Source organism: Streptomyces luteogriseus, from assembly GCF_014205055.1.
GTDB classification, from domain to species: domain Bacteria; phylum Actinomycetota; class Actinomycetes; order Streptomycetales; family Streptomycetaceae; genus Streptomyces; species Streptomyces luteogriseus.
Genome location: NZ_JACHMS010000001.1, coordinates 4,853,204 through 4,871,836, shown reverse-complemented (window position 1 = coordinate 4,871,836; position 18,633 = coordinate 4,853,204). Strand labels below are relative to the sequence as shown.

19 protein-coding genes and 1 pseudogene are annotated in these 18,633 nt (G+C 70.7%); 9 read left to right on the top strand and 11 right to left on the bottom strand.

The features are described from left to right. Window positions 1-169 precede the first annotated feature (169 nt). The 3 genes from BJ965_RS21625 (at window position 170) to BJ965_RS21615 (ending at window position 2,398) form a co-directional block, all read left to right on the top strand. Window positions 170-1,258 carry a hypothetical protein gene (locus BJ965_RS21625; protein ID WP_184910166.1) on the top strand — a complete coding sequence of 363 codons (1,089 nt, stop codon included), beginning with the start codon at window positions 170-172 and terminating at the stop codon, window positions 1,256-1,258. Between the two features lie 94 nt (window positions 1,259-1,352). Further along, window positions 1,353-1,535, top strand: coding sequence for a hypothetical protein (locus tag BJ965_RS21620; RefSeq protein WP_184910165.1), 183 nt, complete (start codon window positions 1,353-1,355; stop codon window positions 1,533-1,535). A gap of 500 nt (window positions 1,536-2,035) precedes the next feature. Further along, window positions 2,036-2,398 (top strand): hypothetical protein, encoded by a 363-nt coding sequence (locus tag BJ965_RS21615; RefSeq protein WP_184910164.1) that lies wholly within the window; start codon window positions 2,036-2,038, stop codon window positions 2,396-2,398. Window positions 2,399-2,496: 98 nt separating this feature from the next. Here BJ965_RS21615 and BJ965_RS21610 read toward each other — a convergent pair whose 3' ends face one another. Further along, on the bottom strand, window positions 2,497-2,661 hold the full coding sequence (locus BJ965_RS21610; RefSeq protein WP_184910163.1) for a hypothetical protein: 165 nt from the start codon (window positions 2,659-2,661) through the stop codon (window positions 2,497-2,499). A gap of 517 nt (window positions 2,662-3,178) precedes the next feature. Between BJ965_RS21610 and BJ965_RS21605 the strand changes: the two genes are divergently transcribed. From BJ965_RS21605 to BJ965_RS21600, 3 genes are all read left to right on the top strand, one after another. After that, on the top strand, window positions 3,179-3,610 hold the full coding sequence (locus tag BJ965_RS21605) for a hypothetical protein (protein WP_184910162.1): 432 nt from the start codon (window positions 3,179-3,181) through the stop codon (window positions 3,608-3,610). A gap of 366 nt (window positions 3,611-3,976) precedes the next feature. Further along, a complete protein-coding gene (locus BJ965_RS39955) occupies window positions 3,977-4,099 on the top strand; it encodes a hypothetical protein (RefSeq protein ID WP_281402933.1) in 123 nt (40 codons plus the stop codon). Window positions 4,100-4,150: 51 nt separating this feature from the next. Then, window positions 4,151-4,792 (top strand): hypothetical protein, encoded by a 642-nt coding sequence (locus BJ965_RS21600; RefSeq protein ID WP_184910161.1) that lies wholly within the window; start codon window positions 4,151-4,153, stop codon window positions 4,790-4,792. A 433-nt stretch (window positions 4,793-5,225) separates the two neighbouring features. On the opposite strand, the pseudogene BJ965_RS21595 reads toward BJ965_RS21600, so the two are convergent. Beyond that, window positions 5,226-5,399, bottom strand: a pseudogene (locus BJ965_RS21595) (MFS transporter); the annotation flags it as partial. A gap of 71 nt (window positions 5,400-5,470) precedes the next feature. Here BJ965_RS21595 and BJ965_RS21590 point away from each other — a divergent pair. Next, the gene (locus BJ965_RS21590; RefSeq protein WP_184910160.1) at window positions 5,471-6,484 is read left to right on the top strand and encodes a GlxA family transcriptional regulator; all 1,014 of its coding nucleotides are present in this window, start codon (window positions 5,471-5,473) and stop codon (window positions 6,482-6,484) included. On the opposite strand, the gene BJ965_RS21585 is transcribed toward BJ965_RS21590, so the two are convergent. The 3 genes from BJ965_RS21585 to BJ965_RS21575 all read right to left on the bottom strand — a co-directional run bounded on the left by BJ965_RS21585 (window position 6,474) and on the right by BJ965_RS21575 (window position 9,712). Beyond that, the gene (locus tag BJ965_RS21585; RefSeq protein ID WP_184910159.1) at window positions 6,474-7,523 is read right to left on the bottom strand and encodes an alcohol dehydrogenase catalytic domain-containing protein; all 1,050 of its coding nucleotides are present in this window, start codon (window positions 7,521-7,523) and stop codon (window positions 6,474-6,476) included. The two genes, BJ965_RS21590 and BJ965_RS21585, sit on opposite strands and share 11 nt — an antisense overlap. After that, window positions 7,523-8,671, bottom strand: coding sequence for an acyl-CoA dehydrogenase family protein (locus tag BJ965_RS21580; protein WP_184910158.1), 1,149 nt, complete (start codon window positions 8,669-8,671; stop codon window positions 7,523-7,525). Before BJ965_RS21580 ends, BJ965_RS21585 begins: the two co-directional genes overlap by 1 nt. Window positions 8,672-8,797: 126 nt before the next feature. After that, window positions 8,798-9,712 carry an SDR family NAD(P)-dependent oxidoreductase gene (locus BJ965_RS21575; RefSeq protein ID WP_184910157.1) on the bottom strand — a complete coding sequence of 305 codons (915 nt, stop codon included), beginning with the start codon at window positions 9,710-9,712 and terminating at the stop codon, window positions 8,798-8,800. Window positions 9,713-9,816: 104 nt separating this feature from the next. Between BJ965_RS21575 and BJ965_RS21570 the strand changes: the two genes are divergently transcribed. Further along, window positions 9,817-10,743: a cyclase family protein gene (locus BJ965_RS21570; protein ID WP_184910156.1), complete on the top strand. Its 927-nt coding sequence runs from the start codon at window positions 9,817-9,819 to the stop codon at window positions 10,741-10,743. Between the two features lie 424 nt (window positions 10,744-11,167). Here the strand turns inward: BJ965_RS21570 and BJ965_RS21565 are convergent, their stop codons facing one another. From BJ965_RS21565 to BJ965_RS21545, 4 genes are all read right to left on the bottom strand, one after another. Then, window positions 11,168-11,647: an ATP-binding protein gene (locus BJ965_RS21565; protein ID WP_184917412.1), complete on the bottom strand. Its 480-nt coding sequence runs from the start codon at window positions 11,645-11,647 to the stop codon at window positions 11,168-11,170. Window positions 11,648-12,090: 443 nt separating this feature from the next. Next, on the bottom strand, window positions 12,091-12,903 hold the full coding sequence (locus BJ965_RS21560) for an acyl-CoA dehydrogenase (RefSeq protein ID WP_313667779.1): 813 nt from the start codon (window positions 12,901-12,903) through the stop codon (window positions 12,091-12,093). A gap of 453 nt (window positions 12,904-13,356) precedes the next feature. Next, window positions 13,357-14,490 carry an acyl-CoA dehydrogenase gene (locus BJ965_RS21550; protein WP_184910155.1) on the bottom strand — a complete coding sequence of 378 codons (1,134 nt, stop codon included), beginning with the start codon at window positions 14,488-14,490 and terminating at the stop codon, window positions 13,357-13,359. Window positions 14,491-14,499: 9 nt separating this feature from the next. Next, window positions 14,500-15,702 carry an amidohydrolase family protein gene (locus tag BJ965_RS21545; protein ID WP_184910154.1) on the bottom strand — a complete coding sequence of 401 codons (1,203 nt, stop codon included), beginning with the start codon at window positions 15,700-15,702 and terminating at the stop codon, window positions 14,500-14,502. Between the two features lie 102 nt (window positions 15,703-15,804). Here BJ965_RS21545 and BJ965_RS21540 point away from each other — a divergent pair, with 102 nt between their 5' ends. Next, the gene (locus BJ965_RS21540) at window positions 15,805-17,307 is read left to right on the top strand and encodes a class I adenylate-forming enzyme family protein (RefSeq protein WP_184910153.1); all 1,503 of its coding nucleotides are present in this window, start codon (window positions 15,805-15,807) and stop codon (window positions 17,305-17,307) included. Window positions 17,308-17,413: 106 nt separating this feature from the next. On the opposite strand, the gene BJ965_RS21535 is transcribed toward BJ965_RS21540, so the two are convergent. Beyond that, window positions 17,414-17,926 carry an EF-hand domain-containing protein gene (locus BJ965_RS21535; protein ID WP_184910152.1) on the bottom strand — a complete coding sequence of 171 codons (513 nt, stop codon included), beginning with the start codon at window positions 17,924-17,926 and terminating at the stop codon, window positions 17,414-17,416. A 168-nt stretch (window positions 17,927-18,094) separates the two neighbouring features. Then, window positions 18,095-18,475 carry an STAS domain-containing protein gene (locus BJ965_RS21530; protein ID WP_030849533.1) on the bottom strand — a complete coding sequence of 127 codons (381 nt, stop codon included), beginning with the start codon at window positions 18,473-18,475 and terminating at the stop codon, window positions 18,095-18,097. Between the last annotated feature and the right edge of the window lie 158 nt (window positions 18,476-18,633).

Sequence of the window (18,633 nt, the reverse complement as noted above, 5' to 3'; positions counted from 1 at the left end):
TCCTCTCACCCTCCCTCTCGCCCCTCTGGCCACCGATTGGCCGAAGGGGCTTTCTCATGCCCGCACGCAGCCTCGTAGCGCCGCACAGACAGGCCGCCGGCTCGCGCGGGGGCGCCTACCAAACCCCATGACCGGCACGTATCCCGTGCCAGAACAGGAGACCCGAACAGTGGCTACCAAGACGGCCCCGAAGACCTTCGCTTCCCTCGTCGCCGACGAAGAGGCCGAGGTCCTGAAGACCGCCCCCGCCCTCGCTGAAGAGGCGGCCGAGGCGAAGGCCCTGATCTCATCCCGCGAGGAGGAGCACGAAGACGCACAGGATCACCTGTCCGGCATCCTCGGTTCGTTCAAGCAGGGCAACGACACCTACACCGCCGCCGATCTGGCCGAGGCGCGCGCCGCCGTCGAGCGTTCCGCCCTGCTGGCCGAGGGGCAGAAGGCCAAGGCAAACCGGCTCGCGAAGGATGCCCCGAACGTCGACAAGAGCCTGTCGGTCCTGGTGACCGAGGCCATGGCGAAGGTGGTCCCCTACGCGGCCGAGGTGATCCCCTCGTTCCTCCGTCCGGCCGAGGCGCCCGAGAACCTGGCCGCTGGCCCGGTCGTCGTCATCACGCAGGAAGGCAAGGCCACCGAGGAGGGCGGCATCCTCACTGCTGGAATCACCATCCGCAGCTTCCGCCTCCCCCACTTCCAGCAGATCGACAAGCGCGACATGATCCGGGAGTTCGGCGCCCGAGGCTGGAACATGCGCTTCGAGCCCTCGCAGAGCACTGACCGACAGGACGGGTTCACCGTGGACGTGATCCGAGTGCAGCAGCTCGGCGCGTACGCCTCGGTCCCTGTCATCGCGAAGGAGCCCGTCGAGCGTGACGTCAAGGCGGTCGTCGGCACCCTGTCCGTCGAAATGGTCAAGGCGTTCCCGATTCGCCGCGAGATCGCTGGTGGCCTCACCGTGTCCCCCGGCGGTGGCGTCTCCTCCCCGGACATGAGCGCTCGCCCCGAGTCGAAGCGGTTCACGGTCACGGCCAACGGCAGTACCCGAACCGTCATCGTCGAGGCTCAGTACAAGGTTCGTTCCAACACCCCGAACTTCCCGATCGACTCCGTGCGCGCGGCTGCGGGCAAGGGCGCTCAAGCCATGGTGGGCAAGTTCTTCCCCGGCGTCGGTGTGGTCGAGAAGGTGTCGCACTTCGAGTCACAGACGGACAACCCCGAGAGCGTCGGGGTGCGTGTGGCGCTGGCGAGCAAGACCGCGTGACGCTGGCCCGCTGAGTGTCGTCCCCGAGTGGTCCGCCTCGGGGGCGGTGCTGAGCGGTCCACCGTGGATCGCCGGTCCCGAAGGAGCCCGCCCCATGACCGTCGCCGTCGCCGCCCTGTACGTTGCCCTACTCGTCGAGGTCTTCACCCTCGCTCGCGTCGGCGTCAACGTCTTGTCCTCCGCGAAGCCTGTCGGCCGAGGAGTCCCGTACTCCGGTGCCCTGCGGCGCCACATGACCCACGACCGCTACGTCCGCGAGACGGCCCGCAACGCCTGACCGCCCCGGCCGCGCACGTCGACCGCATGCCCGGTCACGTACGTACGTCTCCCGCTTGACGTACCGCGCGCCCCTGCACTCGCCCATCGGCAGCGTCCGGACTGCTGGCGCTGTGACCATCCCGAGCCTGGCGGGTCACCGACAGACTTGTAATCACCTGAGCACCTTGTGTTACATTACCCATACCGGAACGGAACTTACCGAACCGGACAGGCTTGTTGGTGCCAGTCCCCAACAGGTCGAAGGAGACAAGAGACCAGGCCGTCCCGCTCTGGGGTGGCAGCCAACCCCGCTCTGGGGTGGCAAACGGGCACAGTGTGTCCGTGTAGTACCGAGTACCGACGCCGGACTGGGGCGACAGGGCTCGACCGACTCCTCTGGAGGCGCGTCCAGTGACGCGAACCGAAGGAAGTCAACGTCATCTGCGGGTGCAGGTGGCTGGTCGAGGCCGTCGCGCATTCATCAGCCACCGAATCCCGCCCAACAGGGAGGGAATGTTGGTGAGCGCCAACAAGAAGAAGCTCATCGTCCTTGGGTACGGCGCCCTGCTGTCCACCGTCGTCTCGCTCATCGCGTGGGCGGTGTTCTACGTCAACGGCACGTCCGGGCTGGACAGCCTCAAGGTCGCGGGCGCCGTATTGGGCTCCGGCCTGGGCATCAGTCTCGGGATCATCGCCGCGTTCAAGTTCGAGGATGACGACACGGCACCCCCGAACGACAGCACCACGGCGCCCGCCGCTCAGGACCCGTCGGGAGCGCCGTCGACGGGTGATCGCGCGGGGCAGGTGCCTGATGCGCGTTCTTCGTCGATGCCGCCCGCAACTGTGCCGCCATCGGCGGATGACCGGCCCCGTAGGGAATGAACTCGTTGACGGCGATCCGCTCGCACTTGGTCTGCGGGCGGATGCCGTCGGGGTTCAGCCGGCAGTCGACCGAGCATGACCGAACCCACCACCAGTGATCACAAGACGACGTGATCCCACCTCACCTTGTAGGCGCCCGCATGCCGCTGCATCATCTGGTAGTAGTCGTAACCCTGGTCGATGTCGCGGAAGTCCCTGACGTGGTCCACGTCGGGGCCCGTGTCGACGTCCTTCCACGTCACCCGGTAGATCGTCTCGGCCACGGTTCCTCCTCGGCTGGTCAACGGGTCGAAACTGAGAACGCCGCCGAGAGTCGCACGGTTCCGAACACCGAACCGCACGATGTGCGAAGTTGACGACAAGCCGCCCGATCATGCACAAACTCCCTTCCGCCCACCGAGGGCGGACACCGTGACTCCCACCCTCTGAGGTGGTCGAGTCGGCTCCTCCGAGAGAAGCCAAGGGACGCCGAAGGCATCCCACCCGGACGGTCAGTGTCCGGCAGTGCGTAGCGGTACGCGCGATCTCCCCTCACGCGAAGGAGGTCGCACACCCGTGCCCAAGACCAACCCCGCCGCCCCTTCCTGGGTCGGCTACACGTCCCGTCACCTCACGATCCCCGCAAGCGAGCCGTTCCGCCTGTCCCCGCGGAAGCTGGCCCGGAAGTGCTCCATCCCCGCAGCCGAGTTCGAGTCTGGCCTTCGCTCCCTACAAGAGGAGGGGTGGCTTCGGCGGCTCGACTACGACACCTGGCAGCTCTCTCGGCCGGTGGGGTGACCCGTGCTCGAAGACCTGTTCCCCAAGATCGAGGAGAACCGAAACAGGCTGCGTAAGCGCGGCTACGCCCTGGCAGCCGAGCACTTCCCGCCGTCCGGGCAGGCTGCGCAGTGGTACGCCGACGTCATCCAGTGCGTGCCTCGCAGCGGCCAACGGGTGGCGAAGCAACTCGCCCGACTCTGCGGCGAAGACTCCCGCGTCACGGTGTCGTGGCGTTCCCTCGCCGATGCCGTGGGCGTCCGCGACAGTGCCGGAAGAGAGCGCGCCTACGCCGAGCGAGGCGTTCGGGTCCTCGTCGATGCCGGGTGGCTGACGGTCGAGACGATCGGCGCCAAGCGCGGAGCGAAGACGACGTTCAGTCTGGAGCCCGGAGACCGGGCCACGGAGTGGCTGGGCTGGGTCGATGCTGACGACTGGCTCGACGATGCCGCCTGAGAAGTTTTGGCCAGAGTAAGAGCCCCTGCCTGTTGAGAAGTTTTGGCCAGAGTAAGAGCACTGTCGTGCTCGACTCCTGGCGGAGTCTCCGCGCGGACAGACACAGTCCGTCTCGGGCAACGGCGAGAGCAAGCAGTAATTGGCTCTGCGCTGTGGCCGGGTTCCCGCCCGGCACCATCCGAAGACGTCTTACAGCTCTGCTCTGTGGCGCCCTACGGGCGCCCCTGACGCATGCCCGCTTACTCACTGGGCCGCGTACGCGGCCACTTCCCGAAGACGCTCACGGCAAGCCACTTCACCTTGCCGTTGCAGCTCTACCAAGTGGCGCCCGACAGGGCGCCCCATCACAAGGAGGACTTACACACAGTGGCACCCCGAAAGCTCGACCTGACCAGCCATCGCTACGGCGCTCTCGTCGTCATCGCCGAGACGGACCCCATCACCTACCCCAGCGGCTCGAAGGCCGCTCGTGCGGCGGTAGCCGCGTGAGTCAAACTGAAGATCAGACGTAACACGCGCCAACTCTCTACAATCCGGGCCATGCTGATCGCAGAGTCCTGGTACGAGTCCGGCTCGTTCTGGCAGTTCGCCATCACAACCATCGTTGCCGTGGCCGTGGGTGCACTGGCGGCGTGGGCGACCATGCGGTCCGCCAACCCGAAGCGGCGACTCAACTACGGGACACGCACAAACGCTTCGCTGTTGATCGCCTCCCACAGTCAGTCGGGGGCGTTGCAAGTGACTCACAACGGCACTCCCGTAAGCCGCCCACGAATCGTCGAGCTGGAGCTACGGAACTCCGGCCGTCGCGACATTACTGCGGCGCAATTCCATGCCAACGAGCCGCTGAAATTCAACCTCGGCGCCGACGTGGTCGGGGTGCTCGGCATGGCATCCGAACCTTCGGGGACAATCGCCCCGTCGATTGAGTTGCCCCATGCGACGCCTCGGGTGATCGCGATTCCGCCGAGCCTTCTGGCTCGTAAGCAGGTCTTCCGTGTTGCCCTCCTTGTGGATGGCCCGCGAGCGGAGGTGTGCTGTGTTCAAGCGCCCCTGGTGGATGTGGCCGTTCGGTCGGGCATCCAGGAGTCGTCCTCTCGGCTCCTGTCGACGATCGTCGTCCCCGCGCTCACTACCGCTGGAGTGGTTGCCGTGTTTGCAACGAACTCCACACTGAGGTAGCACCGCCCGGACGGTGCTTCAGATCGACCCTGAAACCGTGGCGCAAGGACGGGCGGTAAGACGTAGCGGTACGGAAGGACGCGCTCAGGGGGTCATACCCCCACCCCGACCGGCGCCCGACCGAACGGGCAGGCATCAGGGCAACCGAGGACGGCGCACGCGACGCACTGGCGAACGATCACGCAGCCTCGGGCCCGACCCGCTCGGCCACTCGCTCAAACGCCCAGCACAGCGACTCTCAGCGGCTCGACGAGAGCCGACAGGCGGAAGCGAGCAAGACAGACCAGAGCCCCGGCTCATCTCTCCTCGCGAGGGTTGAGACCGGGACCCTACTCACAGTTGTGAGCTCGGCCACATTCCACGCCCTCGGGCTTGACAAGATCACCCGCCCTCGTGAGAGAAACGAGACGCAAGTTCGTTCCCCCAAGCATCACCAGTCGAACTCGGCGTGCAGCGGGTCGATGAGCAGGCCCGGCACGGAACGGAAGGCTGCGGCGCCGATGATCGTCACGAAGGTGACGGCGGCGACGAACCAGGCACGGTGCACCCGGGCACGGGTCGGCTTCGGCGGCTGCTGGACGGCCGCGGCTTCGGTTGTCTGGGTCACGACATAGAGCTTCCGATTCGCGGCACGCTCCATCGAGTGGCCCGAAGGACAGCATTCGCTAGGATCGGGCCATGAGCCGTGAGCCGGAGTTCCGCCCGCACCGGGTCGTCGTCCTCGCCCTCGACGGCCTGCTCCCCTTCGAGCTGGGCATCCCGCACCGCATCTTCGGCCGCCCCCGGGACGCCCGGGGGCGCCTGCTGTACGACGTCGTGACCTGCTCGGTCCGCCCGCCGGGCCCGGTGCAGACCGACGCCGACTTCGCCATCCGGGTCGAGCACGGCCCCGAGGCCCTCGCCACCGCCGACACCGTGATCATCCCGGCGTCGTACGAACTCGGCCCGGTCTTCGAGCAGGGCGTGCTCACCGCGGAACTGGCCGCCGCCCTCGACCGCATCCGCCCCGGCACCCGGCTCGCCTCCATCTGCACCGGCGTCTACGTCCTCGCCGCCGCCGGTCTCCTCGACGGCCGCCCCGCCACCACGCACTGGGCCGACGCCGACCGTTTCCAGCGGCTGTTCCCGCGGATCGAGGTCGACCCGGGCGTCCTGTTCATCGACGACGGCGACGTCCTGACCTCCGCCGGCGTCGCGGCGGGCATCGACCTGTGCCTGCACATGGTGCGCCGCGACCACGGCACGGCGGTCGCGAACGAGGTGGCCCGCCGCACGGTCGTACCGCCGCACCGCGACGGCGGTCAGGCGCAGTACATCCACCGGCCGGTGCCCGACCCGCAGCAGGCGACCACGACGTCGGCCCGCGCCTGGGCCCTGGGCCGTCTCCACGAGCCGATCCAGCTGCGCGACATGGCCGCCCAGGAGTCGATGTCGGTGCGCACCTTCACCCGCCGCTTCCGTGAGGAGACCGGCGTCAGCCCCGGCCAGTGGCTCACCCAGCAGCGCGTGGAGCGGGCCCGCCACCTCCTGGAGTCCACGGACCGTTCCGTCGACCGGGTGGCCCGGGACGCGGGCTTCGGCACGGCCCAGTCGATGCGCCAGCACCTCCAGTCGGCCCTCGGCGTCACACCCACCGCCTACCGGCGCACGTTCCGGGCGGAGAACGACACCGCCGAGGCCGTCAGAAGGTGAGCACCGCCCGCGCCACCCGGCCCGCCTCGGCGTCCGCCGCCGCCTCCTCGAAGTCCTCGACCGGGTAGGTCCGGGTGACCAGTTCGTCGAGCAGGAGGCGCCCCCGGCGGTACAGGTCGGCGTACAGGGCGATGTCCCGCTGGGGGCGGGAGGAGCCGTAGCGGCAGCCCAGGATGGACTTGTCGAGGTACATCGAGGAGACGCGGAAGGACGCCTCGGCGGTGGCGGGCGGGACCCCGAGCAGGATCGCCTGGCCGTGCCGGTCCAGGGCGTCGACGGCCTGCCGGATCAGCTCCACGCGGCCGACGCACTCGAAGGCGTGGTCCACGCCCGTGGGCAGCAGGTCGCGCACGCCGCCGGCCGAGGTGAGGAAGTCGGTCGCGCCGAACCGGCGTGCCATCTCCTCCTTCGCCGGGTTGGCGTCGACGGCCACGATCCGCCCGGCGCCCGCGAGCCGTGCCCCCTGGAGCACGTTCAGGCCGATGCCGCCCGCCCCGATGACCAGCACGCTGTCGCCCTGGTCCACCCGGGCCCGGTTCAGTACGGCGCCCACCCCTGTGAGCACTCCGCACCCGATGAGCGCCGCCGATGTCATGGGGATGTCGTCGGGGATCCGGACCGCCTGGACGGCCTTGACGACCGTGCGCTCCGCGAACGCGGAGTTGGACGCGAACTGGTGCACCGGCGAGCCCTCGTGGGCGAACGGCCGACCCGGGCGTCCTATGGCCTGCCGGCACATGGTCGGCCGGCCCCGGTCGCATTCCGCGCACGTCCCGCAGTTCGCCAGGGTGGACAGCGCCACATGGTCACCGGGCGCGACATGGGTGACGCCCCCACCCACCGCCTCCACGACACCGGCCCCCTCATGGCCCAGCACCACGGGCACGGGGAAGGGGATGGTCCCGTCCACCACCGACAGATCGCTGTGGCACAGTCCGGCCGCCGAGATCGCCACCCGCACCTCGCCCGGCCCCGGCTTCCGCACCTCCAGGTCCGTCACGACCCGGACCTGCTTCCCGTCGAAGATCACGCCCCGCATCACGCGGCCCCCTTGGGTTCCCTGGGCAGGCCGAGCACACGCTCGGCGATGATCGTGCGCTGGATCTGGTCCGAGCCGCCGTAGATCGTGTCGGCCCTCGAGAAGAGGAACAGGTGCTGCGCGGCGTCCAGTTCGTACGGCGCCGAGGCCGACCAGTCTGCGGGGCCCACCCCCGCCGCCGCGCCCCGCACCAGCACCGCCAGCTCCCCGAGCCGCTGGTGCCAGCCGGCCCACAGCAGCTTGGCCACGCTCGGGGCTCCCGCGTCACCGGAACCCCCCAGCGTGCGCAGGGCGTTCCAGCGCATCGTCCGCAGCTCGGCCCACTGCCGCACGAGCCGCTCCCGTACGACGGGGTCGTGCACCGCGCCCGACTCCACGGCCGTCCGCACCACAGCGTCCAGTTCCTCGGCGAACCCGATCTGCTGGGCCAGCGTGGACACCCCGCGCTCGAAGCCGAGCAGGCTCATGGCGACGCGCCAGCCGTCGCCCTCACCGCCGACCACGTACTCGGCGTGCGCGCCGTCGAAGAAGACCTCGTTGAAGTCGCTGGTGCCGGTCATCTGGCGGATGGGCCGGACCTCGATCCGGCCTGGCTGGTCCATGGGGACGAGCAGGAAGGTCAGCCCGTGATGCCGCACCGAGCCGGGCTCGGTCCGGGCCAGCACGAAACACCAGTCCGCCTCGCGGGCGAGCGACGTCCAGATCTTCTGCCCGGTCACCCGGTACGCACGGCCGCCCGGCTCGCGCACGGCCGCGGTACGGACACCGGCCAGGTCCGACCCGGCGCCGGGTTCGCTGTAGCCCTGGCACCAGAGTTCCTCGCCGGCGGCGACCGGCGGCAGGAACCGGGCCTTCTGCTCGTCGGTGCCGTGGGCGAGGAGCGTGGGCGCGAGCAGGTTCTCCCCGATGTGGCCGGAGCGCGGCGGCGCGTCCGACCGCGCGTACTCCTCGGCCCAGACGACCTGCTGGGTGAGGGTGGCCCTGCGATTCCCGTAGCCGTCCTCGCCCCACCCCAGCCCGATCCAACCGGCTGCGCCGAGGGTGCGCTCCCAGGTGCGCCGGTCGGTGGCGCGCTCGGCATGCGCCGCCAGCCACTCCCGCGCCTCGACACGAAAGTCCTCATCCTCTTGCCCGAACCCGAACTCCACGCTCGACCGCCTTAGATTGGCCAGGTCCCTGCACATGGGCAGCGGGGGCACCCCCTCAGGGGCGCGGGGAACTGCGCGACCAGCCACAACCCACCCGCACCCGCCACACGACCGCCACCTCCCGAGCTACTGGGCGTTCGGCCGCTCCCCTCGAGCCGCAGCCCTCTCCATCCCCTCCACCCGCTCCAGCAACGGCATCGGATCCACCCCCACCGACCCGGGCAGAAACTCCGCGATCCGTTCCACCGTCCATCCGCCGGAGGCATACGCCGCACGCAGCTCCCTCGGCTGCGCCCACACCGCGATCTTCTCCCCGGCCACCGTGTAGACCTGCCCGGTGATCCCCGCCCGGGAGGCCGCGTCGGACAGCAGGTACACCACCAGCGCGGCGACGTCCTCCGGTTCTCCGATCTCCGCCAGTTCCATCGGCACTCCCGCCGACATCCGGGTCCGGGCGACCGGCGCCACCGCGTTCGCGCTCACCCCGTACTTGTGCAGCCCGAGCGCCGCGCTGCGCACCAGCGAGATGATCCCGCCCTTCGCGGCGCTGTAGTTGGCCTGCGACACCGACCCCTGGTGGTTGCCGCTGGTGAAGCCGATCAGCGTCCCGGCCCGCTGCCCGCGCATCACCGCGGAAGCGGCCCGGAACACGGTGAACGTGCCCTTCAGATGCGTCGCGACGACCGGGTCCCATTCGTCCTCGGTCATGTTGAACAGCATCCGCTCGCGCAGGATCCCGGCCACGCAGACCACCCCGTCCAGCCGCCCGTACGACGCCAGCGCCACGTCGACGACCCGCTGCCCGCCCGCCATCGTGGAGATGTCGTCGGCGACGGCCACCGCCTCCCCGCCCGCCGCCTCGATCTCCTTGACTACGGCCTCGGCGATCTCGCTCGTCGGTGAGGCACCGTCGACCGCGACGCCGTAGTCGTTGACCACGACCTTCGCTCCCTGGGCCGCCGCGGCGAGCGCGACCGCCCGGCCGATGCCCCGGCCCGCCCCCGTGACGGCGACGACCTTGCCTGCCAAGAAGTTCCCCACGCCCGGCCCCTTCCCGTCCCACGGTTTCTGACGGACCGTTAGATTCTCGATTTCCGAATTCTACGACCCGTCAGATACGGGAGGGCAAGCCCCGGGGAGGACCCATGTCACTGCCGGACGCGTTCCACGACATCGCCAAGCGCGTCAACAACTGGGGGCGTTGGGGATCCGACGACGAGATCGGCACACTGAACCTGATCACCGACGAGGTCGTGAGGCAGGCCGCGGCAACCGTCCGCACCGGCCACCGTGTCCCGCTGGCCCTGCCTCTCCAGCAGGACGGCGTACAGACCGGCATGATCCCCGGCCGGGTCGACCCCCTGCACGCCATGGTGCAGATCAACCAGGAGATCTTCGGCCCGGGCACGGTCGCGTGCAGCGACGACATCGTGACCATGGGGCTCCAGGCGGCCACCCACTGGGACGCCCTGTCCCACGTCTCGCACGCGGGCCGGCTCTACAACGGCCGACCGGCGCACACCGTCACCGCGCACGGCGGGGCCGGGTTCAGCGGCATCGGCACGGTCCGGCACGTCGTCTCGCGCGGGGTGCTGCTGGACGTGGCCCGGGCCCGGGGCACGGACCGGCTCGACGGTGGGTACGCCGTCACGCCCGAGGATCTGGACGCCGCCGAGGCACTGGCCGGCACGCGGGTGCGGGCCGGTGACATCGTGCTCGTACGGACCGGACAGATCCAGGCCTGCCTGGCCGGGGACCGGCACGGCTACGCGTATCCGTCACCGGGGCTGTCGATCCGCACGCCGGAGTGGTTCCACGCGCGCGATGTGGCGGCCGTCGCCAACGACACCCTGACCTTCGAGGTGTTCCCGCCGGAGGTGGAGAACCTCTGGCTGCCCGTGCACGCCCTCGATCTCGTGGAGATGGGCATGCCACAGGGCCAGAACTGGAATCTCGAAAAGTTGTCCACAGCCTGTGGAGAAGCGGGCCGCTTCGCATTCCTGCTGACGGCGACCCCCGAGCCGTTCACCGGGGCGACCGGCTCCCCGGTGGCGCCCGTCGCCGTCCTTTAGGCCGAGCCGGGCCGCCATCCGCTGCAGTTGGATGGCGGCGCCGCGCTGCCCGCCCCGAGCACGGCAGCGCGCGCCACCACCCGACTCCGGCGCTCCCGCCCCGACTTCCCGGCCCTGAAGGAAGCCGACGCCGAATCGCGACTCGCACTCGCCGAGGGCTGCCGTCCACCGAAGCCCTCGTCGTCCCCTCACGGCGAATCGCTGACCACAAGCGTGAGCAAACGGTCACGACGCGTCAACACCGGTTCGGTGATATGTCACTCGATGAGGTTTTTGCCCTGGGCGCGCACGGAAGCACGTCCCGGCGCATCGCCGCACCCTCCGAGGGAACCCGCCGACTCGCCGCGCGTGCGTGCCCCGGACCCGGCGCACGAACCCACGGCATGTGCCGTCGCCCGGCGGGCTCGGGCGCCGGCCGACGGTGCTACACCGCCTCGTACGCCAGCCCCTCGAACGCCGCACCGCCGCCGTACGCCGCCGTGCCACCCCCGCATGACGCCGTGAGGTCGCGGGACTTCGCGCACCGGTCCAGTTCGCACCAGATGCGCTTGCCGGTGGCCTCGACGCTCCAGCCCCAGCGGTCGGCCAGGCCGTCGACGAGCGCCAGCCCCCGGCCGCCGGTCGCGTCGTCACCGGCGCACCGGGGCACGGGGGCCCGGCCGCTGTGGTCCGCGACCTCGAGACGGACCGTGGCCTCCTCCGTCACCATGTGCGGCAGCGACAGCCGCAGGACCGCCGGACGGCCGGTGTGCACCACGGCGTTGGTGACGAGTTCGGAGACGAGCAGGATCAGCGTCTCGGCAAGGGGTTCGTCGGCCTGTATGCCGGACCCGGCCAGGCGGGAGCGGGCCCACCGCCGGGCGCGCCCCACTTCTGCGGGGTCGGGCCGGATCTCCAGCTGCACTTGAAGCACCTGCACCGCTCACACCATCCGAACCGGCGGACACTTAGGCTCGCGCCTCACGAGGGCCACGATCGTAGCCATTTTCTGCATGGCCAGAACAACGGCCGGGACAAGGATCACGGAACGTGAATCCCTTGTGGGACAGCATGGTTGACGTACAGTCACGCCAACAAGCGCTTCGGGCATATTCCAGCGCGAAGGAGTACCCGTGCGGCATACTGTGCGACGCTCGCCGCGGGCAGTCGAACAGGCGGCGCCACGGGGTCGCACTGCGCTCGGAGCCACTCGCATTTGACACAAGGTACCGGAGCGGGCAATCGACTCCAGGCCGTAACGAGTCACACTGAGGACACAAGCCGATATCAACGCTCCGTGATTCCGGTATGCCACGATCCGCGACATCTCCGGGAGCGCGTACGGCGACAGCCCAGCCAGACGGCCCGTCAGGCCGCTTCAGCCGTCAGAGCCGCCGCGAGAAATTCCTCACTCTCCGTGACTCCGCCCGCACGTTGGGTTCGAACCCATGCGCGTTTCAGATGCAGATGGACCTCGGACTCCCAGGTGAAGCCCATGCCGCCGTGCACCTGGAGACAGTCGCGGGCGCCGCGCACGGCGGCCTCGTCGGCGAGGATCCGGGCCGCCGCGATGTCGGCCGGGGCGGCCGTGACGGCGGCCGCGTAGACCGCGGCGCGGGCCGTCTCCACCCGGACCAAGATCCCCGCGCACAGGTGTGCCACCGCCTGAAAGGCGCCGACGGGCCGCCCGAACTGTTCGCGGGTCCGGGCGTGTTGCGCCGCGAGTTCGCAGACGCGGCCGGCCGTGCCGAGTTGTTCGGCGGCGGTGAGGAGGACGGCGACGGGGTCGGGAGCAGCCCGCCCGGCGGGGACACGGTGCAGGGGCGTCAGCGGGTCGAGCGAACGCAGCGGTACGGCCCCGGTGGTGTCCCCGCGTACGACGTCCGCCTCGCCCAGCCACTCCACGAGCCCGCCGTCCACGGCCGCCACCACCGTCTCCCCGGTGGCCGCGCCCGGTACGTCACCGGCCGCGAGGTGGGTGGCGATGAGCGGCCCGGGCAGCAGCGCCCGCCCCGCCTCCTCGAAGATCAACACGGCCTCCGGCAGCCCGAGTCCGACGCCGCCGTCCGTCTCCGGCACCCGCAGCGCGAAGAACCCGAGATCCCCGAGCGCCCGCCACAACGCCCGGTCGAGCCGCGTCGACCCGGCCGTTCGACAGGCCCCCGCGGCGCCCCCGTCCACCTCGGCAGGGCCTATCGGCCGGCCAGCGGCCCCGGCACGGCCCACCCGTTCACCACCGGCCCCGGACACACCCGCCCGCCCGCCGGCCGACGCGGGACCGCTCACCCCGCCCCCGCCCTTCCCGGAACGGACCGTCCCGTCACCGTCCGCACCGCCTCCGCCGTTTGCGGAACGCCCCGTCCCCCCACCGCCGCTGCTCCCGGAACAGCCGGCCGCCCCCACCCCGCCCGACGCGGCACCGCCACCCCCGCCGGAACCCGCCCCGTCACGCTCCGTGCCCCCACCGCCCGCGCCGCGACGACCCATCCCCTCACCCTTCGTGCCGCCCTCCGTCCCGGCGGCCCCCACCACGGCCGCCCGCAGGGCGTCCGCGCAGAAGCGCCGGGCCAGCGCCTCGCGCAACCCGTCCCGCAGCGCCCGCTGGTCGTCCGTCAGCCGGAACCGCACGGCACCTCACCGTCCCTTCGGCAGGCCGAGGATGCGCTCGGCGATGATGCTGTGCTGCACCTGCGACGTGCCGGCCGCGATGGTGTACGACAGGGAGCTCAGTCGTTCGAGGGCCCAGGGCCGGTCCAGGTCCAGGCAGTCGGGGCCCAGCACCTCCGCGGCGGCGTCGTAGAGCTCCTGGCGGGCGTGCGAGTAGCGGAGTTTGAAGACCGAGCCGCCGGCGCCCGGCACCCCGCCGGATGCCTCCGCCGCGCTGACGTTCCACTGCGTGAGCCGCCACAGCGCCCGGAACTCGGCATGGAGCCTGCCCAGCCGGCGCCGGATGGCCGGCTCGTCCCACCGGCCGTTCTTGCGGGCCTCGACGGCCAGTTCGCCCAGCACGCGCCGGCAGGCGACGACCTCGCCGGCGAAGGCCGTGCCCCGCTCGAAGGACAGCGTCACCATGGTGACGCGCCAGCCGTCGTTCTCGTCCCCGACCCGGTTCGCCACCGGCACCCGCACCTCGTCGAGGAACACCTCGGCGAACTCCGCCGACCCGGTGAGCGTGCGCAGCGGCCGTACGGTGACGCCGGGCGTGTCCATGGGCAGGGCGAGCCAGGTGATTCCCCGGTGCTTGGGGGCCCCGGGGTCGGTGCGGACCAACAGCTCGCACCAGTCGGCGACTTCCGCGTGGGAGGTCCAGATCTTGGAGCCGGTCACCACATAGGTGTCGCCGTCGCGCCGCGCGCGCGTGCGCAGGGCCGCGAGATCGGATCCGGCGCCCGGTTCGCTGAACCCCTGGCACCAGATCTCCTCGCCGCGCAGGATCGGCGGCAGCCAGCGCGCCCGCTGCTCCGCCGTGCCCTCGGCGGCGATGGTCGGACCGGCGTGCAGCAGGCCCACGAAGTTGGCGCCCACATAGGGCGCGCCCGCCTTCTCGGTCTCCTCCAGGAAGATCAGCCGCAGGGTCGGGGAGGCGTCCCAGTGGACGTCGGCGTATCCGGCGTCGTGGAGCCGCCGCTGCCAGCCGAGGTCGTACGCCCGCCGCCCCGGCCAGTCGTCGGGGGACGGCTTGGGCGGGAGGGTGGGAAGCTCCCCCGCGAGCCAGTCCCGCAGCCGGGCCCGGAAGTCCTCCTCCTCGGGCGTGTACGACAGGTCCATCGGCGGGCCTCAGCGGTCCCGGTCCAGGTCGAGGCCGAGCATCCGGATGGCGTTGCCCCGCATCAGCTTGTACACCGTCTCGTCGTCGAGGCCCTTGACGTGGTCGAGGGCGACCTCCTTGGTGTGCGGGAAGGTCGAGTCGACGTGCGGGTAGTCGGTCTCGAAGGTGGCGTTGTCCCGGCCGACCACGTCCAGCGACGCCACGCCGTGCTTGTCGCGGAAGAAGCAGCAGAACATCTGCCGGTAGTAGTACGTCGACGGCGGCTCGGGGATCGTGTCGCGCACCCCGCCCCAGGCACGGTGCTCCTCCCACACGTCGTCGGCACGCTCCAGGGCGTACGGGACCCAGCCCATCTGCCCCTCGGAGTAGGCGAGTTTGAGGCGGGAGAAGCGCACCAGGACCCCGCTGAAGAGGAAGTCCATCATCGAGGCCATCGCGTTGTTGAAGCTGAGGGAGGCCTGGACGGCGGGCGGGGCGTCCGGTGAGGCGGCGGGCATCTGGGAACTGCTGCCGATGTGCATGTTGACGACCGTCCCGGTCTCCTGGCAGACGGCGAAGAACGGGTCCCAGTAGCCGGAGTGGATGGACGGCAGCCCGAGGTGGGTGGGGATCTCGGAGAAGGTCACCGCCCTCACCCCGCGCGCGGCGTTGCGGCGGATCTCCTCGACCGCCAGGCCGACGTCCCACAGCGGGATCAGGCACAGTGGAATGAGCCGCCCGCCGCTGTCGCCGCACCACTCCTCGACCATCCAGTCGTTGTAGGCGCGCACGCAGGCGAGGGCGACCTCCTTGTCGTGGGCCTCGGCGAAGGTCTGGCCGCAGAAGCGCGGGAAGGACGGGAAGCAGAGGGACGCCTCGACGTGGTTGAGGTCCATGTCCTCGAGGCGGGCCTTCGGGTCCCAGCAGCCGGGCCGCATCTCCTCGCGGGTGATGCCCTCCAGGGTCATCTGATCGCGGTCGAAGCCGACGGCGGCGATGTTGCGCTTGTACGGGAACTTCAGGTCCTCGTAGATCCACCAGTCGGTGGGCTGGCCGTCCGGGTCCATGGTGATCCGGTACTTGCCGCCGATGTAGGCGAGTTCACCGATCCCGGCGGTCAGCGCCCTGGGGCCGCGCTCGCGGTACCTGGCCGGCAGCCAGGTGTCGAAGAGGTGTGCGGGCTCGATCACGTGGTCGTCGACGCTGATGATGCGGGGCAGTTCGGTCGCCATGGGTCCCCTCCGCCGGACGGTACTTATCTGATGCAGCGTCAGATAGCATCCCACCTGACGATCCGTCAGCCAAGGAGCACTGCCGAGGAGCAGGGGGCAGCCGTGAACGACACCCCGCACGCCCTGAGTTCGTCCCGCACCCTGTGGGAGCTGGTCACCCGCCGTGCCGCTCTGACGCCCGACCGGCCGCTGTTCCTCCAGGACGACCGCACGCTCACCTTCGAGGCGTTGCGCGCACGTGCCGAGCGGGTCGCGGCTGGGCTGTACGGCATGGGCGTACGGCCCGGCACGGTGGTCGCCTGGCAGCTGCCCACCCGTATCGAGACGGCCGTGCTGTCCTTCGCCCTGGCCCGGCTCGGCGCCGTGCAGACCCCGGTGATCCCCTTCTACCGGGACCGCGAGGCCGGCTTCGCGCTACGCGAGTCCAAGGCCGAGTTCTTCGCGGTGCCGGGCGCCTGGCGCGGCTTCGACCACGCGGAGATGGCCCGGCGGCTGGGCGCGAAGGGCGTCTTCGAGGCCTACGACGACCTGCCCGACGGCGATCCGTCCCTCCTGCCTCCCCCGCCCTCCGACGGCACCGCCGTCCGCTGGATCTACTGGACGTCCGGGACGACCTCCGACCCCAAGGGCGTGCTGCACACGGACCGTTCCCTGCTCGCGGGCGGCTCCTGCCTGGCGCACGCGCTGCGCCCCTCGGCGCAGGACGTGGGCTCGATCGCCTTCCCGTACGCCCACATCGGCGGGCCCGACTACACGGTGATGCTGCTGCTGTACGGCTTCCCGGCGGTGCTGTTCGAGCAGTTCGCGCTGCCGGAGGCGCTGGCCGCGTACCGCGCCCACGGGGTGACCGTGGCGGGCGGGTCGACGGCCTTCTACTCGATGTTCCTGGCGGAGCAGCGCAAGCATCCGGGAGAGCCCGTGGTGCCGACCCTGCGGCTGCTGGCGGGCGGCGGGGCGCCCAAGCCGCCGGAGCTGTACCACGCCGTCGTGCGCGAGATGGGCGTGCAGCTCACCCACGGGTACGGCATGACCGAGGTGCCGATGATCACCATGGGGGCGCCGGACGACGGTCCCGAGCTGCTGGCGACGACCGAGGGGCGTCCGCCGCCGGGCATGGAGATCCGGATCGTGGACGGGGAGGTGCGGCTGCGCGGGGAGGCCGTGTGCCGCGGGTATCTGGATCCGGGGCAGACGGCGGAGGCCTTCGACGAGGACGGGTTCCTGCGCACCGGTGACCTCGGGCGGCTCACGGAGACCGGGCACCTGGTCCTCACCGGCCGGCTGAAGGACGTGATCATCCGCAAGGGCGAGAACATCTCGGCCCAGGAGATCGAGGACCTGCTGCACCGGCATCCGGCGGTCGGGGACGTGGCGGTCATCGGCCTGCCGGACGCGGCGCGCGGCGAGCTGGTGTGCGCGGTGGTGGAACAGCCGCCGGGGGCCGAGGCCTTGACGCTCGCCGGCGTGACCGCCTTCCTGCGCGCCGAGGGGCTGTCGGTGCACAAGCTGCCGGAGCGGCTGGAGGTGGTGGACGCCCTTCCGCGGGGCGACACCCTGCGGAAGGTGCTGAAGTACAAGCTCCGCGAGCGCTACTCGGGCACGTGACCCGCTGTGGGCAGCCCCTTCAGGGGCGCGGGGAACGGCGCGAACAACCACCGACAACCCGCAGCCGCCCGTCAGGGAACCACCCCCACGGCGTGGACGCGTGGCCCTACTCGGGCACGGTGAAGTAGCGGGCGAAGGCCGGGACGACGTCCGCCTCGCCGACCTGGCCGTCGCCGTCCGCGTCGAGCGCGGCCGCGGCCGGGCCCGCGGAGTCCTCGGGGACGCCGAGGCACTTCAGGACGCGGCCGGCCTCATCGGTCGTCACGGCGCCGTCACCGTCGGTGTCGGCGACGTCCAGGGCCGCGTGCAGGAAGGGGCGGGCGATCTCGGCGAACCGGTCGGGGTTGTCACGCAGGCGCTTGACCGCGCCGTTGACGAACTCCTCGCGCGTGATGCGCTGGTCGCCGTCGCGGTCCGCTATCCCGGCCATGCCCTGCCAGAACGCCTCGGCTCCGCCGTACAGGGCCTGCCCCTTGTCGGAGCGGGCCGCCACCGCGAACTCCGTGAGCAGCGCCTTGGCCGCGCCGTAGAAGTCCTCGCGGTCGATGTAGCCGTTGCCGTCCTGGTCGAAGGTGGCGAACCGGGCGGCGATCCGGCGCTCGTACTCGCTGCTGACCATGTCTTTTTCAGGCCGCCTTACGTCAGGTGGGGTGCGTCTCGGTCGGAGCGTACGACGGAGGGCGCCGTTCGGGCGCGGGAAAACGTCACTTGTGCCAAGACCGGGGGAATTCCGGGACAACGGCGTGTCGGAACGGCGACACTCGGCCTACCGTGCGTCGTCGGGCCGTCACGCGGACAGCGGTTCGCCCTCGTCGCCGAGCGCCGCGTCCACGTCGCCGTACACGTCGAACAGCCTGCGCACGCCCAGCGCGCCGAGGACCCGGTTGACATGGGAGCCGTCGGCCGCGCCCCGGGCGGGCAGCACGAGGCGCAGCCGGCCCTGGCAGGAACGGATCAGCCGGCGGGCCGCGATGAGCACGCCGACGCCGCTGGAGTCGCAGAAGAACACCTCGGACAGATCCAGGACGAGACAGTGATGCCCTTCGGCCACCACGTCGTGCACGCGCTGACGCAGCACCGGTGACGTCACCAGATCCAGTTCGCCGGACACCTGGAGCACGGCCCACTCGCCCTGCTCGCCGCCGGTCACTTTGAAGGTCACCACCACGCCCTTCGATCGCCAAAACGGAAGCAGACCCTACGCTTCCTTGCAGCGCGGCTGCCCAGCGGCCGTTCCCTGAAACACAACCCGAAAAACGGATCCCCCGCGGAAGAGGCTTGTTTTAGTCGACTTCGATCCTGTTCGATCCTCTTCAGTCAGGTCTG

Coding starts and splice junctions, on each gene's coding strand:
- BJ965_RS21620 (WP_184910165.1), top strand. CDS start 1,353: ATGACCGTCGCCGTCGCCGCCCTGTACGTTGCCCTACTCGTCGAGGTC.
- BJ965_RS21600 (WP_184910161.1), top strand. CDS start 4,151: ATGCTGATCGCAGAGTCCTGGTACGAGTCCGGCTCGTTCTGGCAGTTC.
- BJ965_RS21590 (WP_184910160.1), top strand. CDS start 5,471: ATGAGCCGTGAGCCGGAGTTCCGCCCGCACCGGGTCGTCGTCCTCGCC.
- BJ965_RS21585 (WP_184910159.1), bottom strand. CDS start 7,523: ATGCGGGGCGTGATCTTCGACGGGAAGCAGGTCCGGGTCGTGACGGAC.
- BJ965_RS21570 (WP_184910156.1), top strand. CDS start 9,817: ATGTCACTGCCGGACGCGTTCCACGACATCGCCAAGCGCGTCAACAAC.
- BJ965_RS21550 (WP_184910155.1), bottom strand. CDS start 14,490: ATGGACCTGTCGTACACGCCCGAGGAGGAGGACTTCCGGGCCCGGCTG.
- BJ965_RS21545 (WP_184910154.1), bottom strand. CDS start 15,702: ATGGCGACCGAACTGCCCCGCATCATCAGCGTCGACGACCACGTGATC.
- BJ965_RS21535 (WP_184910152.1), bottom strand. CDS start 17,926: ATGGTCAGCAGCGAGTACGAGCGCCGGATCGCCGCCCGGTTCGCCACC.